Consider the following 26,742-nt stretch of genomic DNA (forward strand, 5'->3'; position numbering starts at 1 on the left):
TTCTTTTTCGTAATTTGCGTTTTATCATTACATATAAGTGAATTACGACGCAGTAATAGTAGGATCGGGACCTAACGGGCTTGCGGCAAGTATACTGTTGCAGCAGCATGGGTTATCGGTTTTAATTATTGAGGGTAAAAATAAAATAGGTGGTGGCCTGCGCACTGAAGAACTTACCCTACCCGGCTACTTGCACGATGTATGTTCGGCTATTCATCCATTGGCGGCCGCTTCACCTTTTTTTGAAACATTACCGCTTGAAGGTTATGGGTTGGAGTACATCTATCCTGAAATAGCCGCTGCGCACCCTTTCGATGATGGTACGGCAGCCATTCTAAAACATTCATTACCCCAAACGGCAAAATTATTAAGGATAGATGACACTGCTTATACCAGGCTGATACAACCCCTTGTTGATTCATGGCAACATCTTGCCCCTGAATTACTTGCGCCATTTCATATCCCAAAGCACACTGTTAACATGGCACGATTTGGCTGGGATGGCTTAAAACCCGCCACCATATTGGCCAGAAATTTTAAAACAGAAAAAGCCAAATCCCTTTTAGCAGGGATGGCGGCGCATAGTATACAGCCGCTTAGTAATATGGCTACATCTGCCGTGGCGATGGTATTAATGGCCAATGCACATTTAAAAGGCTGGCCTATGCCCAAAGGCGGTTCAGTTAAAATTGCAGAGGCACTGGCGGGTTATTTTAAAGCCTTAGGCGGCGCTATTGAAACAGGAACATATATTACCTCGCTTGACCAACTACCTCCCGCCAAAGCACTTTTATTTGATGTTACGCCACGTCAATTGCTTAAAATTGCCGGACACAAATTTTCATCAATTTATAAGTGGCAGCTGGAACGTTACAAGTATGGTGCAGGAGTTTTTAAAATAGATTGGGCCCTGGCCGATGTGATCCCCTTTAAGGCTATTGAAGCAAGAGAGGCAGGGACAGTACACCTGGGCAATACTATGCAGGAAATTGCAGCAGGCGAGCAAATGATATGGAATGGCCAACATCCCGAAAAACCCTTTGTATTGCTTGCCCAGCAAAGCATCTTTGATAAAACCCGCGCGCCGGAAGGTAAACATACTGGCTGGGCATACTGCCACGTACCGGCTGGATCGGAAAAAGATATGACCGATATTATTGAACAACAGGTAGAACGTTTTGCCCCTGGATTTCGCGAACGGATACTGGCTAAGCATACGTTCAATACTCACCAGATAGAGGAATATAACCCAAACTACATTGGCGGCGATATTAACGGGGGATTGATGGATATTACGCAGTTATTTACCCGGCCGGTACTTCGGCGCTCACCGTATACTACATCAGCAAAAGGTATTTACATCTGTTCATCTGCCACGCCGCCAGGTGGGGGTGTGCATGGCATGTGCGGGTATCACGCAGCAAAAAAAGCGCTGAAGGAAGTGTTTGGGATACGCACCCTAACTTCCTAAAAAGATAGCTGCTAACTAATCTCTACGCTTACCTCACATCATCCCAATCATCTGTTCTGAATGATGAAGCAGGTATGCCATCGTTATTATATAATTCGGCTATGCAAACTCTTTAAACGCATAGCGCACAGCAACAGGGTTCGGTACTTTATCGCTGCTAACTTCAACGGTATTCATTTTAATAGTAGCTTTTGCAGGATAGAATACCTTGTCGCTACCGGCTACTTCAAATAAGGTTAGGGGTTTTTCGTGTGATGTCAGGTAGGGCGCGTTATCAAATGCAAGCAAAACCTTGTTTTCGGTTATGGTCATATTCTTTAGCAGTGGCGCGTTATAGCCAATCCCTTTTATGCCATAAGTTTTACCCAAAGCCCAATACCCCAATCGGTGTGCCGGAATTGTTTTATCGGTATAATGAATGTTCTTTTCCATGCCAACATCCATGGCTGATGCCATACCTGAGTTAGGTATTAAACTCATGGCCTTTAATTGTGCCTCGCGTATTAGCGGACCGTTGCGGGTTTTATCAACCGAACCAAATGGTGCTATTTGTACATAATAAAAAGGGAAATCGCCCTGGCTCCATTGTTTGCGCCAGTCGGCCACCATGGCCGGGAAAAGTTTGGCATACAACTGCGGCTCTTGCCGGTTACTTTCGCCCTGGTACCAAATCATCCCTTTAATGCCATAATTCATAACGGGAGCTATCATGCCGTTAAACAAAGCTGTCGGCTGTTTCCAGGGCTGCTTTACGGTGTCCGCAATTGTCTCAGGTACTCTTACCTGCGGGAAATTTGACAAACTGCTCTTGCTCATCCACGATTCTATCATAGTGCCGCCCACACTCGATACAATTAAGCCTACGGGTACGTGTAGTTTCTTTTGCAGCATTTCGCCAAATTGGTAAGCAATTGCGCTAAAGTTTCGGGCGGTTTCTGATGTCGATTCAGTCCACTGACCTTTTACATCATTAAGTGGTGTAAGGCCATAAGCGGTTTTTACGGTAAACAAATGCAGCTGCGGATTATCGGCATTCAGGATAATCTCGTTCGCATTTAAAATAGGCGAGGAGTTGCCCTTAAGCGCCATCTCCATGTTCGATTGACCCGAACAAAACCAAACCTCGCCAATAAGCACGTTAGTTAATACCTGCCTACTATTATCGCCGGTTATAGTAATGGTATATGAGCCGCCGGCAACAGGTGTAGCTATGTTTACTTCCCATGCGCCTTTAGCGTCGGTAGTTGCGGTATAAACCTTTTTATTCCATGAGGTTACTATGGTGATAGGTGCCCGTGCCGTAGCCCAGCCCCAGATGGCTGGTTTAGACTGTTGTTGTAATATCATGTTGCTGCCTACCAATGCAGGCAACTTAATGGCGCCAAAAGCAGTTTGACTGATAATGCTTAGTAAGATCAGTTTGATAAATTTCATAGGTAGATGATCATTATTTCTTTTGCGATGCCTGGATCTTCAGCATTTGCACAGCCATCCTACGCCCCATTTCCTGCGCCGATGGCCCGTCGAAGTGGGTAGTGTCGCCTTTGTGCACCAGGTTTTCTGATGTAGAAACCGCGGTATAAGGTATCATATCCGGTAGCTTAGCCAGTTGGGTATTAATATTAGCATAAGCCTGCCGGTAACGGCCTAATTCCCCAACAACAAATGGCAGGTTTGGGTTGCCAGTTAAAGTTCTGATGCGCTGTATCAATTCGGAAAGCTGGGCAAGGTATACCTTTGCTTTGTCGGGGCGGCTGTTGCTTTCGCCCTGGTGCCAGATAACGCCTTTTATAATGCCGTACTTCATAGCGGCGGTTATGCGTTCCACCGCGTCGTCATAGGGGTGGGTGTTAGTTGCCTGGTCATAAGCCCCGGGCACCCAGTGTTCAATGGGGGTACCCCCTACGGCACATGGGATCAAACCAATTTTAACTTCAGGATAAGCTTGCGCTATTGTAATTCCAAATGTTAACCCGGGGCCTACGCCTGCAACTTTAGGTTTGTCAAAATGCAATGGATGTTTGGCGGGCACCCATTGCTTGTCTTTTGTAAACATGTAAACGCGGTCGTTATGTTCATTAGCTATGTCTTCTGTAATCGGGCCGCGTCCGGCCATATTGCTTTGCCCCATTAAAATATACAGATCAAAATGTTTATCGTTCCCATCTTGCGCTTGCACAATAACCACCGGGCATATCATCATCAAAATGATATTTAAAAATATGGCTTTCTTCAGGATGGTCATAACTCAGCTAATATCTGCTTTAACCGATCAATATCCCGGGTTTTGCGGGAATTTTTTTGTCAGGTTGGCATCAATAACATCCTGGGGAATTGGCAATAGCTTATCACGGTCTGTAATGTTTGGCCCTGCAATAGCATTATTTAATTTTGTACGTGCCAACCAGGTGTCGGTACGCAGCAGCGTATACCGCCTTTCTTCTTCGGTAAATAACTCGCGCGAGCGTTCATCCAGAATAAAATCAAGGGTTACCTGTGCCGCAGTAATATCTGATGCATGAGAACGCCTGCGTACAGTATTCAATGCCGTAACCGCGCCGGGCATATCGCCCAGTTTAAAATCAGCTTCAGCCAGCAGTAGCCAGGTATCGGCACTGCGCAAAAACACCTGATCGTTATAGCTTTGCGAACCATTAACATCCAGCGGACTGGTGTAATCCCATTTGCGGGTGTTTGGATAATTAGGGTTACTCACTTTTTCTTTGGCTGTACGGTCAACAGGGACTACCTGGCCCAAGGTATAACCCTTTGGCGGATTTGTATTAATTGCGTATGAAAATCTCCAGGCAAAATCGCTGCCGCGATCATCCGTATTTTCATAAATACTAAAAGCCCATTTGGTTGGCCCCAACCTGCCAATACCCCGGCCGCCATAATCGGCACTTGGGGCAAAGGGGCTGGTTGATTTACCATCGGTGCCCTTAACAGTTAAGGAATAATAGCGGTTAACCCAGTAGCGGCGCATAATATTATTGCCTTCGCCGCCAATTACATTTATCTCATTCTGTAAAACCCAAAGAGCTTCGGTGTTACCTTCGCTGCGGTTTGAGTTGCCGTCTAAGAACATATCAGTAAATGCCGTCCCGGGTTTACTGGCGTTAACGCCGTAACGGGCGGTTACTAACCTATAATTATTATTACTGGTTACCTTGGTGGCCCAAATTTTTGCTGAGTCGTTCTTGCCTTCGGCCAAATAGGTTTCGGCCAGGTAATGTTCGGCAACGCCTTTAATTAGTTTGCCGTTATTGCTGCTGGTTTCGGGTAGATACTGGTCGGCAAATATCCAGTCGGTTTTCATTTGCGCGCGTACCTGGGCAACAGGGGTGCGGTCATAATCTGTTCTTATGTTTTCACCGGTCGATTCGGTTAATCTTAACGGAACATCGCCCCACAAATAAGTTAAATGGCGATAAGCCCATGCCCTGATGCAACGTGCTTCGGCTTGTACCGAATTACGCTGGGCAGCAGTTAATACTGTACTCGCATCTGAGCGGCCTATAATGGTGTTAGCGGCATTAATGGTTTCATATAAATAAGCCCATGTTTTACTGTAATAGCCCTGTCCGGCGTTGTTTAGCGCGCCCCAGGTATTAAATATGCCTTCGGTATTAGTGGTTACATAGTTACCATAACCGTTGTCGGTACCTATTACGTTCATTTCAAACATCATATCGTTCACCGGGTCGGATGTGCTTACCCCCGAACGGCTGCGGCGCACTTCATAATACAGTCCGTTCAAAGCATTTTGAAAGCCATCATAAGTACTGAACAAGTTATCGGCAACAATTATATTAGGCGGGTTTTCAACCAGCGCCGATTTTTTACATGATGCGAGGGCAGCCCCCAGGCTTAGTCCCAAACATATTTTATAATAGAGTTTCATTGTCGTAATTATTATTAATTATAAACTTACGTTAATACCAAAAATCACCTCTTTCTGCAATGGTATGCCACCAGCCTGATCGCTCAGTTCCGGATCGAAACCTTTCCACGGTGTAACAGTGAATAAGTTGCGTGCCTCTACATAAACCTTAAACCTGCTGAATTTTATTTTATTCATGATGGATTTTGGCAATGAGTATGAAAGCAACAGATCCCTAACCCTCAGATAGCTTGCATTTTGGAAAATATGTACGCCATAAATATTAGGAAGGTATCCAGTTACCTGGTTGGCGTTGGCGTAATAATCGTTGGTGGGGTTTGTTGGCGTCCAGTAGTTTTTCACATAAGTGTTTTTTTCTACTTCAGTGTTTACGTTGTCAACCAGTGCCCCGTTATCTTTTGTAACGCCCTGCACACCCGAAACAAACACATAGAACGCCCAGCTTTTGTAGATAAAGGTATTGCCTAAACCGTAAGCAAAGCTTGGCTGTAAGCCTGGCAACAATGTGCGGTCGGAAGGGGTGATCTTACCGTCGCCATTTACATCAACTACTTTGGCAAAACCTGCTTTGGTATTTGGTTGCGGCGATTTGGTCAGATCGTCGGTTGTTTGCCATACGCCGCCATATTTGTAACCAAAGTTATTATCTACAGGTTGACCAATAAACCAGGTATTCAGGGTATCGTCTTTCGCGTTGCCATATAAATCGACAATCTTGTTGCGGTTAAGAGTAAAAGTAGCGTTGGTGCTCCAGCTAAAATCTTTAGTCTGGATGTTAGTGCTGTTAACACCAATATCAACACCTTTATTAGCCGTTTTACCAATATTTTGTGTGATGCGGCTAACTCCGGATACGGTGGAAATGGACCGGCTCAACAATAGATCGTGTGTATGTGATGAATAAACATCGATGCTGCCATTAATACGGCCGTTCAGCAAACCAAAATCAAGGCCGGCGTTGAATGAGTTGGTGGTTTCCCAGTGTAATGAATTATCACCCAGTTTATTAGGGATATAACCGGCAGCTGTAGTAACACCGTTTATATATGGAGTAGAACCTAAGCCTGCGAATGTGCTGTAAACGCCCACCGCCTGGTTGCCGTTGCTACCGTAAGATAAACGCAGTTTAAGGTTAGATACAGCCCTTACGTTTTTCATAAAGTCCTCGTTGCTGATATTCCAGCCAATTGCCGCTGATGGGAAGAACGAATACTTTTTATCTTCGCCGAAAGGAGAGGCGCCATCGCGGCGTGCGGTTAAGGTTAACAGGTATTTGCTGCTATAGGAATAGTTTAACCTCCCCATCTGCGAAAGCAAAGTCCGTTTTGAATAACTGCTGGATGGTTTCAAGGCTAAAGCCTGGTCGGGTTGGTAAAAGGTCAGCACATCATTAGGGAAACCTTGCCCATTTAACGAATTGTTTGTCGCTACATTATTTTCATAGCTATATAAGCCCGTAAAAGCAATGGTATGTTTGCCGAATGTACGGTTAAAGTCGATGATGTTTTCAATGGTGTAGTCTGTACCAAGGTCATCAACTTTATTTAATTCGCCCAATGCTTCCAGGCCACGTTTGCTGTTACGGCCATAGTAGGTATAATTATTTCTTGCAGCATACCGTATACCGGTATTAATGCGGTACTGCAAACCTTTAACAGGTAGTTTTACAATAGCATAGTTGGTGGTAAACAGGGAATAAGTGTGATCGGAATTGTTTGCCAGGGTTGGTGACAAAGGATTAGCCCAGGCTGTTTTTTCGGGCCATGGATAAACGGTTAATGTCCCATCGGCATTGTAAGCGGTAGTAAGCGGGTTAAAGCTATAAATGCTGCCATCGCCGGTTATGGTTGGGTTTAAACCGCTTCTGTCGTCATAATTCAATGTAGTAGCAGTTCCGTAGGTTAACCATTTGGTTACATCTACATCAATATTTGCACGGGTTGATAGCCGTTTGAAAAGGTCGTTAACAGTCACACCCTGGACATCCAGGTAGTTAGCCGAAACAAAGAATTTTGAATTATTGCCGCCCCCGCGTACAGAAACACTTTGGTTATTACGGTTGCCGGTGCGGGTACCCATTTTAAAATAATCGGGATAATTGCCAGCATCGTGCACGGCTTGTTCAGAGGCAGTCATGATACCTGGGTAACGGGCATTTTTAAAATCGTAAAACTCCTGCGGAGACATTAACTGCGGCAATTTGCCCAGCTTTTGTACGCCGTATGATCCGTCGTAGGAAATAACAGGCGGACCGGTAACACCTTTTTTGGTAGTAATCAATATAACGCCGTTAGCACCGCGGGAGCCATAAATAGCTGCTGCGGAAGCGTCTTTCAGTATATCTATACTGGCGATATCGCCGGGATTAATGTCGGATGCGCTACCATTGTAGGGGATACCATCCAAAATTACTAGTGGATCGTTTTGAGCCGAAATAGAACGGCGGCCACGAATGGCAATGCTGTTACTATTACCTTCGGCTCCACCGGCAGTTTGGGTAACGGTAAGTCCCGGTATCGCACCTTCCAGCGCCTGTACGTAACTGGTATTAGGCAGGTTCTCTAATCGTTTTGGATCAACCGAAGTTACAGCGCCGGTGATATCTTTCCGCTTTTGCGTACCGTAACCTACCACTACAACTTCGTTAAGGCCTTTTGCATCGGCAGTCATAGTAATGTTAAATTGGCGCGTTTTGCCAACCGTGCGTTGCTCGCCTACATAGCCGACATAGGAAAATTGAAGTACCGACTGCTCGTTAGGAACGGTAATCGAGAATTTACCGTTGGCATCGGTAACAACGCCGCCTGGTTTGCCTTTAACAGTTACACTAACACTTATTAGCGGCAGGTTGGTATTGTCAATAACAGTTCCCGTTACGGGGATACCTTGTTGCGCATAAGCAGTGGTTTTTAGCATGCCGGTTATGGCAACAAGCAGTACCAGCAGCCTAAGCAATTTTTGATAAAATTGTCTCATACATTAGTTTATAAATTGGTTTAATAATTGGTTTCCGGGATATTATCCTGTTTGTTATATTACCAGGTTAAATACAAAAAGTACCATTAAAATTATTACCAGCGCTACTATCAGCACAGTACCGGTTTTATTTGTCCGTCGTTCTTTTAAAGGTGGTTGCATTGTGTTTAATTGGTGCCCTAAGGTATATAGCTATTTGTAATCTGCTACCTGTCATATCATCCAATTTTACCCGAAGGATGCTACAACAACTATTACACAATACCTGGAAGATGTACACTATGATATCTATTTTAATGAATTTTTAGTGATACTTCTGTATGGTATATGTGAACTATTTGCACGGTGTGTAACTTTAGGTTTCGCCCTATCTTGTACATCTGAAACCAATGCGCATGTTAGCGCTAAAACCAGTTATTCCGATACAAAAATGAGATCATTATTCATGAAAAGAGCTATCCTGATCGGCCTGATCATTCCTCTGTTTGCTTTTGCCAAACAAAAAGACAAACCCGATAACGGGCTCGAAGTTTTTAGCGGCACAAATTATGTACGTGCTGTTATAACCGCGCCAACAAACAATGTAAGTAACTACCAGGCTACTATAACTTCTATAAAAGATAATAAAGTGCTTTGGCAGGGTAAAGTTGAAGCGCATAAATACACCGAGAACGGTAAAGAAAAAGTATCCTTAACCGTTACTAACCTTTCACCTGTTTTATGGACGCCTACCAATCCTTATTTATATGAATTAACTATAAAGCCATCAGATGGAATCAATCAGTCAGAAATGAGGCGCAGGGTAGGTTTCCGTATTTTTGAAACACATGACGGCAACTTGTACCTGAACCACAAGCCTATATTTTTACGCGGTATTGCTATTAATCCGCCGGGGCGTGGTATTCCGGCCGCTGTTGAGAAAAGCAGGGAGTTTGCGCTGGAATATGTGAAATTTATGAAAAGCATCCATGTGAACATCATCCGGATCCCTGATGACGAGAACTGGTATAATGTGTGCGATGAGTTGGGCATGATGGTGTTTGGAGGTAACTACAGTGGTTCGGTTGATGAAAAGAAACCGCCTGTTGATTATGATAAGGCTGTGGCCTGGTATGAAGAAGATAAATTCGGCCCGATATCGCATCACCCAAGCCTGATGATCTATGCTATGACCAACGAGGTAGAATATGGCGGCAAACTGGGCGATGCCTGGCAGAGATTTTTAAAATATGCCCATGGCAAACTGAAAACCTGGGATGAAACCCGGTTATACATAGGCAATGCGGGCTACGGTTTTGGTGTAGCGGGCGATATCTGCGACCTACACCGTTATTGGGGCTGGTATTATAATTCGCCGTATACCTTTTTACATGTGCGCAACAATTCCGAGATTATCCCATTTAAGAAGCCGGTACAGCCCATTACGTTCACTGAATGTGTAGGCAATTACACCGGCCCGGATGGCCGGTACAATTTAACGCCTGATCATAAGAACCCCGGCTCGCAGTTAAACTGGACAGGACATGCACCTGAAAATGAACAAGCGCATCTGGCCGATGAACATCAAAGCTTCACTTTCCAGAGGGCTACCGAGACCTTTAGGCAGCTACGCACCATTAACCCTGAATTGAGCGGCATATTTCCGTTCACTATTCTGTTTTATAATTGGGATACGGTAGAGAAGTTTGCCGATATGCACCCTAAGCCGGTTACCGAGCAAACCAAAATATCATATCAGCCGGTATTACTAAGCTGGGAATGTTATACACCGCAAGTTTACGCAGGCAGCAGCATTAAACCTGTGCTACATATAATAAACGATGATGATGATTTTAATGACCTGAAAGGTGCTAAAGCTGTTTGGGAAATAACTGATAAGGCTGGTAAAGTTTACTCATCAGAAAGCCTGGCATTGCCTGAAATTAAATATTACGGCGCCTGGATGCAGAAACTAAATGTGAAGATACCTGCCACACTTGCTACAGGTAACTACAGCCTGAGCGGTAAGATTTTACAAGGCGATAAAGTGGTATCACACAATATATATCCTTTGTTTGTGGCTAATACCAGTTTTGTGACTACGCCAAAAACCACTAATGTGCTGCTTTACGATCCATCAGGCAAAACTGCTGCGGCATTTAACCAATTAAAGATTGCTTATAAGCCTGTCACATCTTTAAGTAATCTCAATGCTAATTCAACCCTGGTAATAGGCGAGAACGCTGCCGGAACGGCCTTAGCGGGTCAGGCATTAACGGTTAAGCAATTTGTAGCGAATGGCGGCAGGGTATTAGCCCTGCGTCAGGATAGTCTGCATTTACCAAACTTAAATGCTATCCTTAATCACCCGGTAAAAAATGTAGTAATAGATCTGGACAACCCTAAATATACACCACAGCCGCGTCCATCACGTAACGGATATTATATTAATCCGGAAAGACCAGATAATGAAGTCTTCGCCGGTATAGATCGCGAAAAACTAAAAGTATGGTCGGATTATACGGATTGGGATTTGACGCAAAAAGGTTTCCCGGCGGTTTATCCCGTAACTGATGGCTATGTAGTAGGCAATAAGGATGATATAAAAGATATAGCGGTATTAGGCAATTTTGGTGTAGCGCTGGAAAGCATTGCCATAGGCGAAATGTTTAACGGCAAAGGCAGCGTGCTTGTAACAGGGCTCGATCTGATAAACCGGGAGGGGAAAGACCCGGTAGCAACAAGAATGCTTACTAACCTGGTGGCTTATACAAATACCTCTAAAGGGCATGAGAAATATCCTTTGATCTCCGAAACCATCAGGTGGGGGGTATACGAAACTGAAAAGGGGGTGCTTACAGGTGTTAATAGTGGTTTAATGGTTAATCCTAAAGCTATTTTAAAGGGCAAAAACACATCAATAAAAACAACGATTACCGCTGAAGGGCATGAAATTGCCGGTGCCCCATCTGGTTTTAATACACGCCCGGGCATACAATATGTAGCTTACGGCCGCAGGGCATGGGGACCATATTATCTGCGTGGTTTTGGGAATATCCCAGCTGTAGCCGATGCTGATAAAAACAATAACATAGGTAAAGCACAGTTCTGGTGCCGTATCCCGCAAGGGCAAAGAACATCAATAACCAAAGTATGGAACCCGGCCGATGTGCCATTAAATATTAAAATAACTGTAAATGGCCAATCAGTAGATCAGGAGGTTAAGGCCGGTGAAACCGTGATGGTGAACTGCCCGGTAAACTCATCAACAGTAGGCATGCAGTTTAGTGCCGATAGAAGGATGGTGATTTTGGAAACAACGTTCAAATAGTAAACTTTCAGTTAAAGTAATGGCAATCTTGTAATACGTATCAAGTTACAGGATTGCCATTTATCCTACTAATCGTTCACCCTCTATTTTCTTTTGCAATTCTAATATAGCGCCAATTAAAGCCTCAGGGCGCGGGGGGCAACCTTGTACATATACATCAACAGGTATGATCCTGTCTACACCTTTTACTACGTGGTAACCGTGTTGCCAGTAAGGCCCACCGCAGTTACTGCAGCTACCCATACTAATAACATATTTAGGCTCGGGCATTTGCTCGTACAGGCGTTTTATCCGTTCGGCCATTTTAAAGGTTACGGTGCCGGCTATAATGATCACATCGGCCTGGCGGGCGGATGGACGTGGAAATACACCAAAACGGTCAAGATCATAAGTTGATGCCATTGATCCCATCATCTCTATAGCGCAGCAGGCAATACCAAAGCTTAAAGGCCATAAGGATGATAAGCGCGACCAGTTCATCAGGTCGTTTAATTTAGTGACCATTACGCCACCGCTCTCGTTCATGTTTTCAGGATTCATTTCCGGGCTTTTTAAAGGTGGGTTTAAACATGGGCTTCCTTATCGGTGGGGCAGTAGCAGCAGTTGAAGTTGCTGTAGTATTCGAAGGACTTTCAACCGGATTGGTTGTTACCGCGGCTAATTCTTTTTCTGTTAATGCCGAAAACTCTTTAACGGCATAGCTGCTTTGTTCATTATTTACCTTGTCATACAAAGCCGATGGGATCATCACATTGGTGTGCGGGATTTCCTGTACAGGTTTTATCCAGTTCAGGTCGCCTTTGCGCCAAACATACACTAAACCTAATATCAGGATCCCCATAAAAATAAACATTTCAATCAACGTTAGTTTACCCCAACGAGCATCTGTCGCTATTAGTTCGTGGTTACCAAATATGGTAGCCCAAGGAATAATAAAAACCATTTCCACATCAAACAGCAAGAATATTAGCGCGATTACATAAAACCGGGAATTAAAAGGCACCCAGGCATTACCGGTTGGTTCTTCACCGCATTCGTACGATGTCAGCTTCTCTGCATTAGAATTATTGGGCGCCAATAGCTTACCCGCAAACAAGGTAACCGCTACCAAAACAAATCCGGTAATAATAAATACCAATATCTTTCCAAATTCTGATATTTGCGCAACTTCGCCCATGGCTACAAATTTAATAAACAATCTGGATTATGACGCCATAATAATTGGCGCAGGCGCCTGCGGGCTTATGTGTGCGGTACAAGCCGGTTTTTTAGGCAAGCGCGTACTTGTGCTGGAAAAGAATGACAAGGTAGGGGCCAAGATACTGATCAGCGGCGGCGGGCGCTGTAATTATACCAACCTGTACGCATCGCCGCAGCAGTTTATTTCTGAAAACGAACATTTTTGCAAATCGGCTTTCGCGCAATGGACGGTGGAGGATACCATTAGCTTTTTTGAAACCTATGGCATCATGGGGAAGGAAAAAACTTTAGGTCAACTGTTTCCTGAAAGTGATAAGGCGCGGGATATTGTAAAGGTGTTTACCGATCTGTGCAGGGATATGGCCCAGGATATTTGGTGCGATACTGACGTGAAAAATATTGAACGGGATGGGCAAGATTTTATCATCAGCTATGAACGCAATGGCAAATCATCGCAAATTAAAACAGCCAGGGTTGTTATAACAAGCGGAGGTTTACCCATAGCTAAAATGGGCGCCACAGATTTTGGATTGCGTATGGCCCGCAAATTTGATATGCAGATTATCCCGACGGCACCAGCATTGGTACCTTTAACCATTACAGGGAAAGACCAGCCCTGGTATGAACAATTATCGGGCAACAGCATTTTTTGCCGGGTATGGAACGATAGGGCAAGTTTTGAAGAGAATATCCTGTTTACGCATTGGGGATTGAGCGGCCCGGCTATTTTGCAAATATCATCGTACTGGCGGGCCGGTGAAAGTATTATGATAGACCTGCTGCCGCAGCAAAACATCATTGACCTGATTGAACAGGAGCGTAAGTTATATGGTAAAAAGCCTTTATTATCGCTAATTGCGAATTTATATACCCGGAAGTTTGCCGATGCGCTTAGTCCGTATTTACCTGCTGACAAAAACCTGGCCTCATTAAGTAAATCTGAGCTGGAAAGTATCAGCAGCCTCATCCATCAGTTTAAAGTGAAACCCGCCGGCGATAAAGGTTATGATAAAGCCGAAGTGATGCGTGGGGGAGTTGCTACTACCGAACTATCATCGCGCACGCTGGAGGCCAAAAAGATACCAGGCGTGTTTTTTGGTGGAGAATGTGTAGATGTTACCGGCTGGTTGGGCGGCTATAATTTTCAATGGGCCTGGGCCAGTGGCTTTGTTATAGCTCAAAACCTGTAAGGGTAAACTTTTTGCAAAAATGCACAAATGGGGCTTGCATATATTCATGCTAAAAATTAGCTTTGTAACCCCTTTGTTACATGACTAAACGATTCCCATTCTTAACCAATTACAAACTGGTGTGCCTGCTTTGGATTGCAGTGGCTGCTTTCTGCTGGCAATATAAATTTAAACCAAACCGGTATAATAATTACCTTATTTTTAAGCAGGTATATCACCATACCGTTGCTGAAAAAAATCTATATAAACTTTACCCGGCCGAATATTACGACTCGAACCATTACGGGCCCGTGTTCAGTATAGTGGTAGCGCCATTCGCAATAATGCCCGATGGCTGGGGCCTTTTCTTTTGGAGCCTTATTAATGCGGTATTGTTAATATGGGCTATTCATTTGTTACCCGTCTCCAATAGAGTAAAAATGCTTGTACTGCTTTTAAGTAGTATTGAATTTGCCAATTCTGTACATAATATTCAGTTTAATCCTATTATAACGGCCTTCATTATCTTTAGCTTTATATTGGTTGAAAAAGGGAAGGACGGCTGGGCTACAATGCTTATCATATTAGGCGCGTTGGTAAAGCTATACCCCATTGTTGGGCTCGCTTTCTTTATGTTTTCTAAAAATAAAGGTAAGTTCGTTGTGTCTGCAGCCATATGGACGGTTGTGTTTATTGCGCTTCCTATGTTAATTGCCAGTCCGCATTTTATATTGCAGTCTTATAGCGATTGGTATCAATCCTTAGTGGAAAAAAACCATCAAAACATAGGTTTCGATGCCGCGCAGGATATTTCATTTATGGGTGTTTGCCGCAGGATTATCGGTAACCCATATTTACCTAATTATCCTTTCCTGATGTTTGGCGCGCTGGTATTTGGTATGCCCTTACTTCGGTTTAACCAGTTTAAATATCTTCAGTTTAGATTGAGGGTACTGGCGTCCGCCTTGTTGACCGTTGTTTTATTTAGTACCGGGTCTGAACACCCTACTTATGTTATTGCTGTAACGGGCGCAATGTTATGGATATGTATGCAACATAATCCGTTTACACGGCGCAATATTGTTTTACTGGTATGTTTATTAGTGATTACCGGTTTGGGATTAACCGACGCATTTCCCAAATACATTCGCGAGGAAATAATCAGCAATTATTATATGAAAGCCTGGCCATGCATTGTTGTTTGGTTTATGATATCGCGCGAGTTGATCTTTACAGATTTTGTTGTATTGAAAAACAAAGCCATGCAAACCGGCCATTATCGCAACTTTCTTGATCATCTGGATAATAGCTTAGCTTCCGCTTAACTATTTTGCTGGTTGGTGTGCGGCTTTTAACTGCTTAAAATAAAGGATCAACCCATTAATATTGCCTACAGTGAACTTTCCGCTGCGGATGGCTTCAAGTGCTTGCGGTTCGTCGCCCATAATATCGCTCATAGCGTCATTAAAGTTTTCAGTAGTCAACTCATTCATGGTAGCTGTGTTTATGCCATAATAATAGGTTATTTTACCTTTTTTTCCTTCGTTGCCGCCACCGCCAATTGATGTGCCTATACCACCGCCAAAACCACCGTACCCGCCTGCGCCAATAGCAATACCCGGGTGAAAACTAAATCCACTACCACCACCGCCGGTGCTGCCGCCGTTTATTACATAAAGCTTAACCTCTTCATTTAACACAACTTTAACAAAGTCTAATTCCTGGGCAGTCCAGGTAGTGTTGTGCGGGGCATGGGCCACCACAAAGCTATCAGGGCCAACTACAAAACATTTGATATCGCTGGCGCTCAGGCGGGTTTCAGTGCCTTTAGGGCCATCTTTATAAACTATAAAACCTTCGTCTTTTATTGGGGCTTTGCCAGATGGGTTAGTACGGATCAAACCCTCAACCTTTTGGTCGCGGCGATCTATAAAAAATCCGGGCTGAAATTTTTGTGATTTTGCTGATACGAAAGTCAGCATTAAAAATAAAATGATTAAAATTGGACGCATCATAATTACACAAATAACGTACATTTTTAATATTTATGACAACTGTCGATCTGCGTAGCGATACCGTTACCAAACCAACCCCGGGTATGTTTGAGGCCATGATGAGCGCCAAGGTTGGCGATGATGTATTTGGCGAAGATGAAACCGTGAATGCGCTTGAAGCCAAAGCTGCCTGGATGTTTGGGATGGAAGCCGGAATTTTCTGCCCATCGGGTACTATGACCAACCAGATAGCCATTAAGTGCTTTACCCAGCCATTGGATGAGCTAATTGCCGACCAAACCGCGCACGTATACCGTTACGAGGGTGGGGGGATTGCCTTTAATTCAGCAGTGTCAACACGTTTGTTGTATGGTGATCGTGGCCGCTTAACGGCTGAAATGATTGAACCCGAGATAAACGCTGAAAATATCCATTTCCCGCATACCAGCTTAGTAGTATTGGAAAATACAGTAAATAAAGGCGGTGGCAGTTGCTATACCCTTAACGATATAGCCCCCATAGCCGAGCTATGTAAAAAACGCAATTTAAAATTGCATCTTGATGGTGCCCGCATATTCAACGCGTTGGCTAATACAGGTGACCAAGCTGTTGATTACGGTAAATACTTCGACGGCATATCTGTCTGTTTATCAAAGGGATTGGGCGCACCAGTTGGATCTGTTTTATTAGCTGATGCCACTACTATTAAATATGCCCGGCGTATCCGTAAAGTAATGGGCGGTGGTATGCGCCAGGCGGGATTTTTAGCCGCGGCAGGTATTTACGCGTTAGATAACCATGTAGAGCGTTTAAAAATAGATCATGCGCATGCCGCTATTTTAGCTGAAGAGTTAGCTAAATGTAATTGGATAAGCAATGTACTGCCAGCCGATACCAATATTGTTTTGTTTGATACTATTGAACCAGCCGACCTAATTGTAAATAAGCTGGCCGAAAAGGGCATTAAATGTAATAGTACCGATAAACATCGTATCCGTTTTGTATTGCATTTAGATGTACATCCGGAGCAGGTGGAGTATACGGTTGGGGTGCTGAAGAATTTATAAGCCCTCTCTAATCTCCCCCGGAAGGGGGAGACTTTAAGTGAAGCCCTCCCTTCCGGGGAGGGTTTGGGTGGGGCTATTATTTCCCTAACAACCCATCCAACGTTACCGAAGCATAATATAACGCGCCGATAGTTGGCCCGCCGGCGTATTGGATATAGCGCTTGTTAATCAGATCGGTACCACCAACTTTAAAGGTGGCGTTGTATTGAGGTACTTTAAAACTAACCTGGGCATCAATATTGTGTATTGCAGGGACTTTACCCGTTACCAGCGGACTTTCCCATAAGTAAGCCTGTTGCCATTTGTATACAATATTAAAGCCCACATTCTTTACTATTTCCCGGTTACCGACTGACAGGTTGCCCGACCACTCGGGTGTATTAAAGCCGGTTACAAATATGTCGCTGGTAGCTTGCGCCTGCATTTTATTGAAACTGGCATTGCCCGATACGGTGTAGCGCTTATAAAAATTATAAGTTATCCCTGCCGATGAACCATAGTTATTATAAGTGTTCTTCGCGTTAGTATATACACGGTAACGGCTTTGCCCCTGGCTGGCGGCGTTGTTAGCGGTAGCGGTTGTAGGGTCGCGGTTTATATCCAGCATAGCTAATACCGCCGCGTCTGTGCCTACTGTCGCGCCATTTGGTACAAATACCTGTACCTGGCCTAAAAAGCCGCTGTAGCGATTGGTATAAGCATCTATATCAATAAATACTTTATTATCCAGGATGGTTCCCTTGTAGCCTACCTCGAAAGATGTGATCTGCTCAGGCCGTGCTTTGGGCAGGTCGGCTACCTGTAACAAATTACGATTGGCCAATGCTGCTGCATCTGTACCGCTGGCCCCGCCTGGCGCTGCATTTACCGCCGCGTTAAAAGTTGCTACCGATGCCTGGGTATAGCTGTTACCTAAATAGCCCAATCCATCATTAATAAATGGCAAACTACCTACGCGTTTCACACGGCCGTTGTTTACATACGATAAAGCTTCAAACAGTGCCGGGAAACGGTAACCATTTTGGAAAGTGAACCTGAAATTGTGATTTTCGGTAGGGGAGTACACTGCTGCTAAACGTGGGGTGAATTTAGGGTCGTAATATGGATTGTAATCGCCACGCAATGAACCAAATAGTTTCAGTTTCTCATCAAAGAACGTTTTGGTAACCTGCGCGAAGCCGCCAAATTTTTTATAGTAAACGTCTTTGCCAAAACTGCCATCGGCCAGCGGGGTGTTTCTATCGGTTATTGGCCGGCTGAAATCTACAAAGTTATTACCATCGGGGATGATCTGGTAAATGCGGGTGTCGGCGCCAACCAGCAAATCAAATAGCTTAACCTTGCCGGTTAAATCCCATTGTGCCTCTGCATTATACATATGGCTTTTTTGTACCAGCGCTGCACCCCCGGTAACCGGTGCATTGGGGATGAGGCTGGATTTAATATCCCAGTTATTGATACCAATAATTGTTTTCTTTAATTCGTTAAAAGCGGCAGTGCCTGGCTCCACACGCCCGGCATCGGCCGCGGCACGGGCTGCATTGTTGGCTGCGGCAAAATTTGCCGATGTTAGTCCGCCGTTTGCATTAGCATAGGCCGTAAGCGCGTTTTTGTACAAGGTGCCCCAGACTGAATTGCTGGCATGGTTCAAATCAAGGTTATCGGCTAACGGCTTCACATTATAGCTATTACCCGTGTTTTCTATCGATTCATAAGCCCGCACCAGGAAATCCTTTCCTTTTAATTCTAATTTATGGTTTTGCACGGTAGCCCCATTTAACGCTATTTTATTACCCCGTTGGAAAACACCATCCATTTGCCCGTAACGGTAGGTATAGGATAGCTGCGTTGTAGGGTTCAACTTATAAGCAAACGTACCATCGAATTTAAGGTTGGCAACATTAGGGTCAACCAAATCAACCTCGTTATAACCTGTACGCGCAACTGTTAAATTTGGCCTGGCTACACCATTTACAGTAATGCCCTTTATCACCACGGTATTACTCCCGGCAAGCGCATCATCGCCATATTTATTCCAGCCATCGTAAGCGGCGTTACTGGCGCCAATCAACTCAGGATAGCCTGGATTTGCGGTTTTTAGGTTAGATGGATTCTGATCAGCAATGGTGATCGATTGCCAATCCTGTCCCTGCATATAGCTAAAATTCAGCTTAAAAGCGAACTTATCATTAAAGGCTTTAGCATAACGTAGGGCATCTTCAGTTAAAACACTCGGCCTGATGCCAATGCCATCCACATGGTTTACCCCTGTACGATGATAAAAGCTTAATCCCTGGTAACGAAACGGATCTTTGGTGATCAGGTTCGACAGTCCGTTCAAGGCATTGGTGCCATATAAAGCGGCTGCCGCGCCAGGTGTTAGTTCAATACTGGCAATATCCAGTTCGGTAGGACCTATGGCATTACCCAGTGGGACGCCCAAGGTAGCTGATTGCATATCCACCCCGTCTGTTAATTGCATAAACCTGAAGTTGTTTGGGCTGTTAAAGCCACGTGTGTTAGGTACCTTCAGTGTTAAGCTGGTTGTGGTCATCTGCACCCCTTTAACATTCTCTAATGCATCATAAAAGCCTGGGCCAGGCGATTGTTTCAACGCGCGGATGTCCAGTTTTTCTATCGCCACGGGCGATTTCAATAGTTTCTCTTCCCGACGGGAAGCTGTTACCACAACTTCGTTTATTAATAAGGATTGTGTAGTTAGTTTGATATTCAGGGCATCCCCGGCATTTTTGATCAGGAATTCCTGCGGTTGATAACCAACTGCTGTAAATACCAGTGTATAAGGTAGTTTAACATTTGTAGTTAAAGTAAACTTGCCAGATGTATCGGTAGCTGTACCATTGGTTGTACCTTTAATACCAACCGTGGCGCCAATAAGCGGCTGACCTTTATCATCGTTTACTTTTCCGCTCAGGATGTACGATCCGTTGAGTTGTGCCAAGCCCGTCAGCGGAAAAAGGGCAAAAAGAAGCAAAGCAATTTTAAAATTGTTCGAAAAGGGTTTCATGAAGTGTTTGAAATATAAAAGTGATGTAATTCTGTTGATTGACCGGATAAGGTTAAATTAACAACAACAAGAAGGGGTAAGCATTAATTTGCACATAGTATATAAAGTCTACCGATTTAGTAGTACAAATGTAAATAGAAAGGAAGACTTTGCAAGACTTATTTAAAAATAAGTGTTAAGCTTCTGATAATTAAGTAAATAAAATTAGAAATCGCAGCATCGGGTGATGTGTTACGACTAAACTGTGTACCACCATTAAGTATCTACAAATAACTCAATCCTTCAAATTTCCCACTGGGGTAGAAATACGATTTGAAATTATCTTCGGCCACTTCACAGTTAATAGTCATTCGTGTACCATATGCGTTGCCAAAAATGCTGGCTACAGCGGCATCGGCCGCATCGCGCCCCGTTGCTATTTTAACCATCCCGTTAAGTGGTGCCAGGCCTGTTGCATCAAACAAAACCCACTGGTTGCCTAAATAAGCTTCAAAACAAGCATGGAAATCGGCCGGCTTTAGTTTATATGCGTAGCCAGTAAAATATCGTGCCGGGATAGTTAGGGCACGGCATAAGGCAATACCCAAATGTGCAAAATCACGGCAAACACCAGCCTGTTCAGTCACCGTATCATAGGCAGATGTCTGGGCATTTGTGGAACCGCTTAGATAAAGTACATTGGTACGGATCCAGTTGGTTAATGCCATCACCTGGGCATAAGGGCTGTCTATATCGCCAAACATATGATTAGCCAAACGGTAAAGTTTATCCGATTGGCAATAGCGGCTGGGAGATAGGAATGGCAATATTTCAGGTGTAAGTTGTGAAACAGGTGTTTCCTGAATTTTGCGATGATTGGTTATGACGAAAGAGTTGTTAACTAAAGCAGTATAATTAACCTTTAGCTGGCAGGCATCCGGGACTTCCAATCTGATCGATCTGTTCTCGCCGCCAATATTTTGGAGTTCTTCAATCCGTACTTCCGGGTTCACCGTAAAAGTTTCCTGCAATACGGTTTGTTCAGGTGTGCGTAATGCATGGATATTTAGTACCAGCGTACTTGCCGATGATATATTGTATTCAAGCTGTGCCGATACATTAAATTTCATACCGTGATTGCCGGTAGGTTATGAAACGCTTTTTCCATCCAGTCTTCCCCAACATTTTGCAAGGCAGTGCCCAGTTCTTCGGCCCATTGATCTGATATATATTCCAGATCTTTCTTTTCGTAACGCTGCTCTACCATCTCAAACGAATCCTTTTTGTACAAAACAACATCAATAGGGAAATCTACATTATTTGAACTTACCCTGGTGCTATCAAAAGAAAGAAAACCAACTTTTAAAGCCAGCCTCATAGATGAATCTTCTTTCAATACCCGGTTTAAAATAGGCTTACCATGACCAGAATTGCCAATAATAACAAACGGTGCACCATTACCCAGCTCCACCCAATTCCCTTCAGGATACAGCAGGAATAGTTTATGTTCTTCATCATCTTTTAATTGCCCGCCAATTATAGTATTCAAATCAAATTTAAACCCGGCTTTTTCAAGGGTAGCGCGGTCTTCGCTGGCTACCCGTTTTACCTGATCGCCAAACGCGTTGACGGCTTTATATAGTTTGTTATACTCATTATGCTCCATCAGTTCTTCAAAATACACCATAGCTTTATCACGTACCGAGCGCAAGCCGCTGGTCATGATAAAAAGCGAGAATTTGTCTTTTTGTGTAACTGAGACTTTCTTTTTTATAGTAGTATCAGTGCCTGATGTAATGCGGGTATCGGCTATCGCTATTAATCCTTCTTTAACTTTTATTCCTAAGCAGTAAGTCATTATTCACGTTATTACAGATGGCCAAAGTAAATAAATAAACCAAAGGCGGGACGTTTTGTGTGATAAAAAATTTGACCGTGTATTTTACTTTATTAGTAAATAGCCAAATACTATCTTTAAACCGTCAATGAAGCCACAACGCCAAAGCCAGCAGCTCGACTGGATAAATAACCTGCGTGTAATTGCCTTATTCGCAGTTATTATACTGCATTGCAGTTCGCCTTTGCTGGGCGGGTATCCAAAAGTGCCGTATAATGAATGGCTGGCAGCTGATTTTTATAATGCTTTGACACGTTTTGCCGTTCCGGTTTTTGTAATGATAACCGGTGCGCTGTTGTTAGGCCGGGATGATGAGTTATTTAGTTTCCTTAAAAAAAGATTAAGTAGGGTAGTAATCCCTTTTTTGTTCTGGAGCCTGGTTTATATCGCCTATGCTTTTTATAACGAAGATATCCCTTATACTACCGACACCTGGGCTAATATAAAGCAGGTGTTACATCAACTGAAATACGGCAGTTCTTACCATTTATGGTATGTGTATATGCTAATAGGGTTATATTTTATCATCCCGGTACTTAGCAAATTCATCCGCCATGCCAGTGAAAAAGAAACCTTATACTTTTTAGCAGTTTGGCTAATAGTGATGTTGCTTGGCCAGCCCTATATGCTACGGTACAATCCCCCGGTTGATATACGTTATTTTGGTGGCTATATTGGCTATCTGGTTTTGGGCTATTACTTTGCCAATAAGAGTTTTACCCATAAAAAAATAGCTGTTTGGATGGGCTTATTATTTATGGTAACTGTAGCAGGCATAACTTTAGGTACGTATAGTTTATACCAGCATTATAATGGCATTAGTACGTTATTGTATGAACCCTTAAGCTGGCCTATAGTAATATTAGCATCAGCTATATTTTTAATGATGAGGTTCGCACAGATCAGTTTACCACAGTGGTTGATTACGGCAAGGGATTTTGCTGGGAAATACAATTATGGCATTTACCTGTCGCATGCTTTGTTTTTAACGCTGTTAGATGCCCCTGAGCTGACCGGTTTTAGTTTAAGTTACAAATCATTTAACCCGCTATTCAGTATCCCCCTTACAGCGTTGGTATGTTTTGTATTATCGCTACTGCTGGTATATGTAATTAACAAGTTGCCATGGATAGGTAAATATATTTCGGGATAGTCAAATGCAATTGCGATAATCTGTTGATATTTGATGCATAAAGCATAAATGAAAAAGCTACGTTTTTCCATTATTTTGATATTTAATTGCTGCTTAATCAGTTTATTCACTAATCAAGCTGCACTTTGCTTTACAATTTACGCCGGGCCAACCGTTAGTATTGTTGCAGATAAAACCGTTATCTGCACAGGATCATCTATAACCTTCACTGCTACTACTACGGGCGCGGGTAACGCTACGGTTTTTCAATGGTATATTAATGGCAGGCCTGTCAGTTCAAATACTAAAGTATTTAACCAATCAGGGCTTAACGATCAGGATAAAATTACCTGTGGCATCACTAATACAGGCGACCCCTCTGTAACCGGAGAAATAGTTTCGAATACCATTGTTGTAAGTACCGGTTCCATCCTTACGCCGATATTAACACTTGAACAAACCATTACCAGCCCTTGTTCATTAACATTTACTGCTAAACCCACTAATCCGGGTACCTTGCCAATTTATCAATGGACAAGAAACGGCATTCCAGTTGGTTCCAATTCAGCAATTTATGTAGACAATAATCCGGTAACCGGCGCTGTTATCACCTGCAAATTAACTAATACCACCACCTGCTCAGTTGCAGCCACCGCTACTAAAAGCATCACGGCAATGGCAGGGGCAGGCACATTAATAGTTAGTTTGGAAACCCAATCCAGCCGGACAGTTTGTACGGGTACGCCTATTTCATTTAAAGCGGTTACCAATTTTGATGATGCCGGCATGACTTACGACTGGAAGGTAAACGGCGCGAGCATCGGGGTAACTACACAAACCTATGAATCATCCATTTTAAAAGATAAAGACCAGGTAAGCTGTACAGTAACTGCACCTGGCAACTGTCTGGCCAACCCTTCGGTTACGTCCAATCCCTCAATAGTGAACATTGTGCAGGAAACCATACCTGTAGTTACTATTACAGCCGATACTTATGCTACCTGCGCCGGCACACCGGTGCATTTTACCGTACATGCCGCTCCATTAATAAATCCTACTTACAGATGGCTGGTAAACGGGAGCGGCGTTGGCACAAACGATCCTGAAGTTACCATCAGTACGCTTAAAAACGGCGATAAGGTTACTTGTACTGTTAATAATCAATCGGGATGTAGTACCCAAATTACAGGGCCTCCTGTAAGTGTTGTTATTTACGATGCGCCAATTATTTCATTTGATAATAACCCGACCATAAATATAGGTGGGCAGGTAGCCCTGAACCCAGTAATAACCGGCAATGCCGTAAATTATAGCTGGACACCCGCCACCGGTTTAAGCAGCACCACAACTGCCAATATCGTTGCCAGTCCGCCTTTTACTACTACTTATCAATTGTTGGCAACAAATGATAAAGGTTGCACCTCAACAGCCTCTGTAACAGTAACGGTAATTAGTAATGTTAACCCTATAAACGTGTTTACACCTAATGGTGATGGTGTAAACGATACCTGGAAAATGCCCGAATTATTAGCGTATCCCAATTGTGTAGTTGATGTTTTTAACCGCTATGGACAGGCCGTATTTCATTCTATAGGATATGGGAAGCCATGGGACGGCACCAATAATGGCACTAAGCTCCCTGCTGGCACTTATTTTTATATGATAGACACTAAAGATGGCTCAGCCAAAATTTCAGGATCGATAACCATTGTAAGATAAGGTTGCTTGCACTGCTGTTAATGTTAACCCATGTAAAATTACTATCTTGCACAACTCATCAATAATAGAACGTGACTTTCGAAGATTTTAATTTTAACGAACACTTAGCCGAGGGACTGAACAGCATGGGGTATACCACGCCAACACCCATACAGGCAATGGCCATTCCTGTTGTTATGCAGGGTAAAGACCTGATAGCCTGCGCACAAACCGGCACCGGGAAAACAGCATCGTACTTATTACCAGTACTAAACAAAATAGGCGAAGGCGATAAACGCCATATTAACACGCTGATATTGGCGCCAACACGTGAACTGGCCCAACAAATTGACCAGCAGGTGGAAGGCCTGGCCTACTTTACCGGCATTAGTTCGGTAGCGGTATTTGGCGGGGGCGACGGCATAGTTTACGAACAACAACGCAGGGCCATACAAAACAACGTTGATATAGTTATTGCTACGCCGGGGCGCTTAATAGCGCACCTTACATCGGGCGTACTTAAGTTTGATAACCTGCAACACCTTGTGCTGGACGAGGCCGACCGTATGCTGGATATGGGTTTTATGGATGACATTATCCGTATCATCCGTTACCTGCCTGCTGAGCGGCAAACGCTGCTATTCTCGGCTACCATGCCGCCGCGCATACGCCAGTTGGCCAATAGTATTTTACGCAATCCTGAATCCATAAACATTGCAATATCGCAGCCTGCAGCGGGTATCAGCCAGCAAATGTACCGGGTGCACGATCATCAAAAGATACCATTAATAAAACATCTGTTAAAAGAAGGTAATTATTTAAGTACCATCATATTTTCATCTACTAAAGAGAAAGTTAAGGATGTTTATAAAGAACTAAAGTCGGCACACCTTAAGGTAAAAGCATTTAGTTCAGATTTTAAACAAACCGAGCGCGAAGAGATATTGCTGGAGTTTAAAAACAAGAAATTACCCATTATTATAGGTACCGATGCCTTATCGCGCGGTATTGATGTAGAGGGGATAGATCTGGTAATCAACTACGATGCACCGCCGGATCCCGAGGACTATATCCACCGTATTGGGCGTACGGCAAGGGCTGCTACCACAGGCACTGCGATAACATTGATCAATCATCGCGATGAACAGAAGTTGAAGCGGATTGAACAAATGATTGGCAAGCCGGTACCACAAATGGAATTGCCTGCTGAAATAGGCGAATCGCCTGCACCAGCGCCTGAACGCACACATTCACATAACCGCCCGCATGGTGATGGCAAAAGCCGTAGCGGGGCCAATAATAACCGGAACAAGAAGAAGAAATGGCCGCGCAAAAAGCCATCTGGTGATAAGAAACCAAATGGGGCTGGGGATAATTCCTCAACTCCGCCAGTAGTAGAATAGCTGATCTGCTACATCAGATTAAATTAGCTAAAGTACAGTAAATCAATAAACAATAGTAAAACGACTATCTATAAACGGTAGTCGTTTTTTTGTTAGGGAGAAATTATTTCAAATAAATTTGCGTAACCAAATGGTTACCTATATATTTGTAACCGAACGGTTACTTATAAGCGATATGAGAAGAGATGTATTCCAGGCAATAGCCGACCCAACCCGCAGGAAGATTATCGGCATGCTGGCCGGTAAACAATTGAACCTGAATACCATAGCCGATAAATTTAATATCAGCAGGCCCGCTATTTCGAAGCACATTAAAATTTTAACAGAATGCGGCCTGCTCACCATACAGCAGCAGGGCAGGGACAGGTACTGCAAAGCCAATTACCAAAAGCTGGGAGAGGTGGCTACCTGGGTAGAGCAATACCGCGAATTTTGGAATAATAAGCTGGACGATCTGGATAAATTCCTCTCCCTGGAAAACAAAACAAATAATTACAAATAATTTTAAATAATA

The 26,742-nt window shown here is 43.7% G+C and carries 19 protein-coding genes; 9 read left to right on the top strand and 10 right to left on the bottom strand.

Annotation, left to right across the window (positions count from 1 at the left end; genetic code table 11):
* Positions 1 to 37 precede the first annotated feature (37 nt).
* Positions 38 to 1,471, top strand: a complete 1,434-nt coding sequence (locus IRJ18_RS08680) for a phytoene desaturase family protein (RefSeq protein WP_194105791.1) — start codon at positions 38 to 40, stop codon at positions 1,469 to 1,471.
* A gap of 99 nt (positions 1,472 to 1,570) precedes the next feature.
* Here the strand turns inward: IRJ18_RS08680 and IRJ18_RS08685 are convergent, their stop codons facing one another.
* From IRJ18_RS08685 to IRJ18_RS08700, 4 genes are read right to left on the bottom strand one after another with little or no spacing between them, the layout of a single operon-like run.
* Positions 1,571 to 2,905 (bottom strand): sialate O-acetylesterase, encoded by a 1,335-nt coding sequence (locus IRJ18_RS08685; RefSeq protein WP_228072648.1) that lies wholly within the window; start codon positions 2,903 to 2,905, stop codon positions 1,571 to 1,573.
* Between the two features lie 13 nt (positions 2,906 to 2,918).
* Entirely contained in the window at positions 2,919 to 3,716 is a 798-nt protein-coding gene (locus tag IRJ18_RS08690; protein ID WP_194105792.1) for a sialate O-acetylesterase, read from the bottom strand.
* A 27-nt stretch (positions 3,717 to 3,743) separates the two neighbouring features.
* Positions 3,744 to 5,375, bottom strand: coding sequence for a RagB/SusD family nutrient uptake outer membrane protein (locus IRJ18_RS08695; RefSeq protein WP_194105793.1), 1,632 nt, complete (start codon positions 5,373 to 5,375; stop codon positions 3,744 to 3,746).
* 18 nt (positions 5,376 to 5,393) lie between these two features.
* Positions 5,394 to 8,351, bottom strand: coding sequence for a SusC/RagA family TonB-linked outer membrane protein (locus IRJ18_RS08700; protein ID WP_194105794.1), 2,958 nt, complete (start codon positions 8,349 to 8,351; stop codon positions 5,394 to 5,396).
* A 445-nt stretch (positions 8,352 to 8,796) separates the two neighbouring features.
* On the opposite strand from IRJ18_RS08700, the gene IRJ18_RS08705 reads away from it, so the two are divergent.
* Positions 8,797 to 11,661, top strand: a complete 2,865-nt coding sequence (locus IRJ18_RS08705) for a glycoside hydrolase family 2 TIM barrel-domain containing protein (RefSeq protein WP_194105795.1) — start codon at positions 8,797 to 8,799, stop codon at positions 11,659 to 11,661.
* 60 nt (positions 11,662 to 11,721) lie between these two features.
* Here IRJ18_RS08705 and IRJ18_RS08710 read toward each other — a convergent pair whose 3' ends face one another.
* Positions 11,722 to 12,201 carry an NADH-quinone oxidoreductase subunit B gene (locus IRJ18_RS08710; RefSeq protein WP_194105796.1) on the bottom strand — a complete coding sequence of 160 codons (480 nt, stop codon included), beginning with the start codon at positions 12,199 to 12,201 and terminating at the stop codon, positions 11,722 to 11,724.
* Positions 12,191 to 12,838 (bottom strand): NADH-quinone oxidoreductase subunit A, encoded by a 648-nt coding sequence (locus IRJ18_RS08715; RefSeq protein WP_194105797.1) that lies wholly within the window; start codon positions 12,836 to 12,838, stop codon positions 12,191 to 12,193. Before IRJ18_RS08715 ends, IRJ18_RS08710 begins: the two co-directional genes overlap by 11 nt.
* On the opposite strand from IRJ18_RS08715, the gene IRJ18_RS08720 reads away from it, so the two are divergent.
* Together IRJ18_RS08720 and IRJ18_RS08725 are read left to right on the top strand one after the other, a co-directional pair.
* Positions 12,837 to 14,051, top strand: coding sequence for a BaiN/RdsA family NAD(P)/FAD-dependent oxidoreductase (locus tag IRJ18_RS08720; RefSeq protein ID WP_194105798.1), 1,215 nt, complete (start codon positions 12,837 to 12,839; stop codon positions 14,049 to 14,051). The two genes, IRJ18_RS08715 and IRJ18_RS08720, sit on opposite strands and share 2 nt — an antisense overlap.
* A gap of 80 nt (positions 14,052 to 14,131) precedes the next feature.
* Positions 14,132 to 15,355: a glycosyltransferase family 87 protein gene (locus IRJ18_RS08725; protein WP_194105799.1), complete on the top strand. Its 1,224-nt coding sequence runs from the start codon at positions 14,132 to 14,134 to the stop codon at positions 15,353 to 15,355.
* Here IRJ18_RS08725 and IRJ18_RS08730 read toward each other — a convergent pair whose 3' ends face one another.
* Positions 15,356 to 16,045, bottom strand: coding sequence for a hypothetical protein (locus IRJ18_RS08730; protein WP_194105800.1), 690 nt, complete (start codon positions 16,043 to 16,045; stop codon positions 15,356 to 15,358).
* A gap of 32 nt (positions 16,046 to 16,077) precedes the next feature.
* Between IRJ18_RS08730 and IRJ18_RS08735 the strand changes: the two genes are divergently transcribed.
* Positions 16,078 to 17,091 carry a threonine aldolase family protein gene (locus tag IRJ18_RS08735; protein WP_194105801.1) on the top strand — a complete coding sequence of 338 codons (1,014 nt, stop codon included), beginning with the start codon at positions 16,078 to 16,080 and terminating at the stop codon, positions 17,089 to 17,091.
* Between the two features lie 76 nt (positions 17,092 to 17,167).
* Here the strand turns inward: IRJ18_RS08735 and IRJ18_RS08740 are convergent, their stop codons facing one another.
* The 3 genes from IRJ18_RS08740 to IRJ18_RS08750 all read right to left on the bottom strand — a co-directional run bounded on the left by IRJ18_RS08740 (position 17,168) and on the right by IRJ18_RS08750 (position 21,956).
* Complete coding sequence (locus tag IRJ18_RS08740; RefSeq protein WP_194105802.1) at positions 17,168 to 20,119, bottom strand: TonB-dependent receptor; 2,952 nt, start codon at positions 20,117 to 20,119, stop codon at positions 17,168 to 17,170.
* A 263-nt stretch (positions 20,120 to 20,382) separates the two neighbouring features.
* A complete protein-coding gene (locus IRJ18_RS08745) occupies positions 20,383 to 21,228 on the bottom strand; it encodes a transglutaminase-like domain-containing protein (RefSeq protein WP_194105803.1) in 846 nt (281 codons plus the stop codon).
* Entirely contained in the window at positions 21,225 to 21,956 is a 732-nt protein-coding gene (locus IRJ18_RS08750) for a peptidase (protein WP_194105804.1), read from the bottom strand. The genes IRJ18_RS08745 and IRJ18_RS08750 overlap by 4 nt, the downstream gene beginning before the upstream one ends.
* A 127-nt stretch (positions 21,957 to 22,083) precedes the next feature.
* Here IRJ18_RS08750 and IRJ18_RS08755 point away from each other — a divergent pair, with 127 nt between their 5' ends.
* The 4 genes from IRJ18_RS08755 (at position 22,084) to IRJ18_RS08770 (ending at position 26,730) form a co-directional block, all read left to right on the top strand.
* Positions 22,084 to 23,148: an acyltransferase gene (locus IRJ18_RS08755; RefSeq protein ID WP_194105805.1), complete on the top strand. Its 1,065-nt coding sequence runs from the start codon at positions 22,084 to 22,086 to the stop codon at positions 23,146 to 23,148.
* Between the two features lie 48 nt (positions 23,149 to 23,196).
* Complete coding sequence (locus tag IRJ18_RS08760) at positions 23,197 to 24,846, top strand: gliding motility-associated C-terminal domain-containing protein (protein ID WP_194105806.1); 1,650 nt, start codon at positions 23,197 to 23,199, stop codon at positions 24,844 to 24,846.
* A 71-nt stretch (positions 24,847 to 24,917) separates the two neighbouring features.
* Positions 24,918 to 26,228 carry a DEAD/DEAH box helicase gene (locus IRJ18_RS08765; RefSeq protein WP_194105807.1) on the top strand — a complete coding sequence of 437 codons (1,311 nt, stop codon included), beginning with the start codon at positions 24,918 to 24,920 and terminating at the stop codon, positions 26,226 to 26,228.
* A 130-nt stretch (positions 26,229 to 26,358) separates the two neighbouring features.
* Positions 26,359 to 26,730, top strand: coding sequence for an ArsR/SmtB family transcription factor (locus tag IRJ18_RS08770; RefSeq protein WP_228072649.1), 372 nt, complete (start codon positions 26,359 to 26,361; stop codon positions 26,728 to 26,730).
* Positions 26,731 to 26,742: the final 12 nt, after the last annotated feature.

Origin of the sequence: Mucilaginibacter boryungensis, assembly GCF_015221995.1 — a bacterium.
Taxonomy (GTDB): Bacteria; Bacteroidota; Bacteroidia; order Sphingobacteriales; family Sphingobacteriaceae; genus Mucilaginibacter; species Mucilaginibacter boryungensis.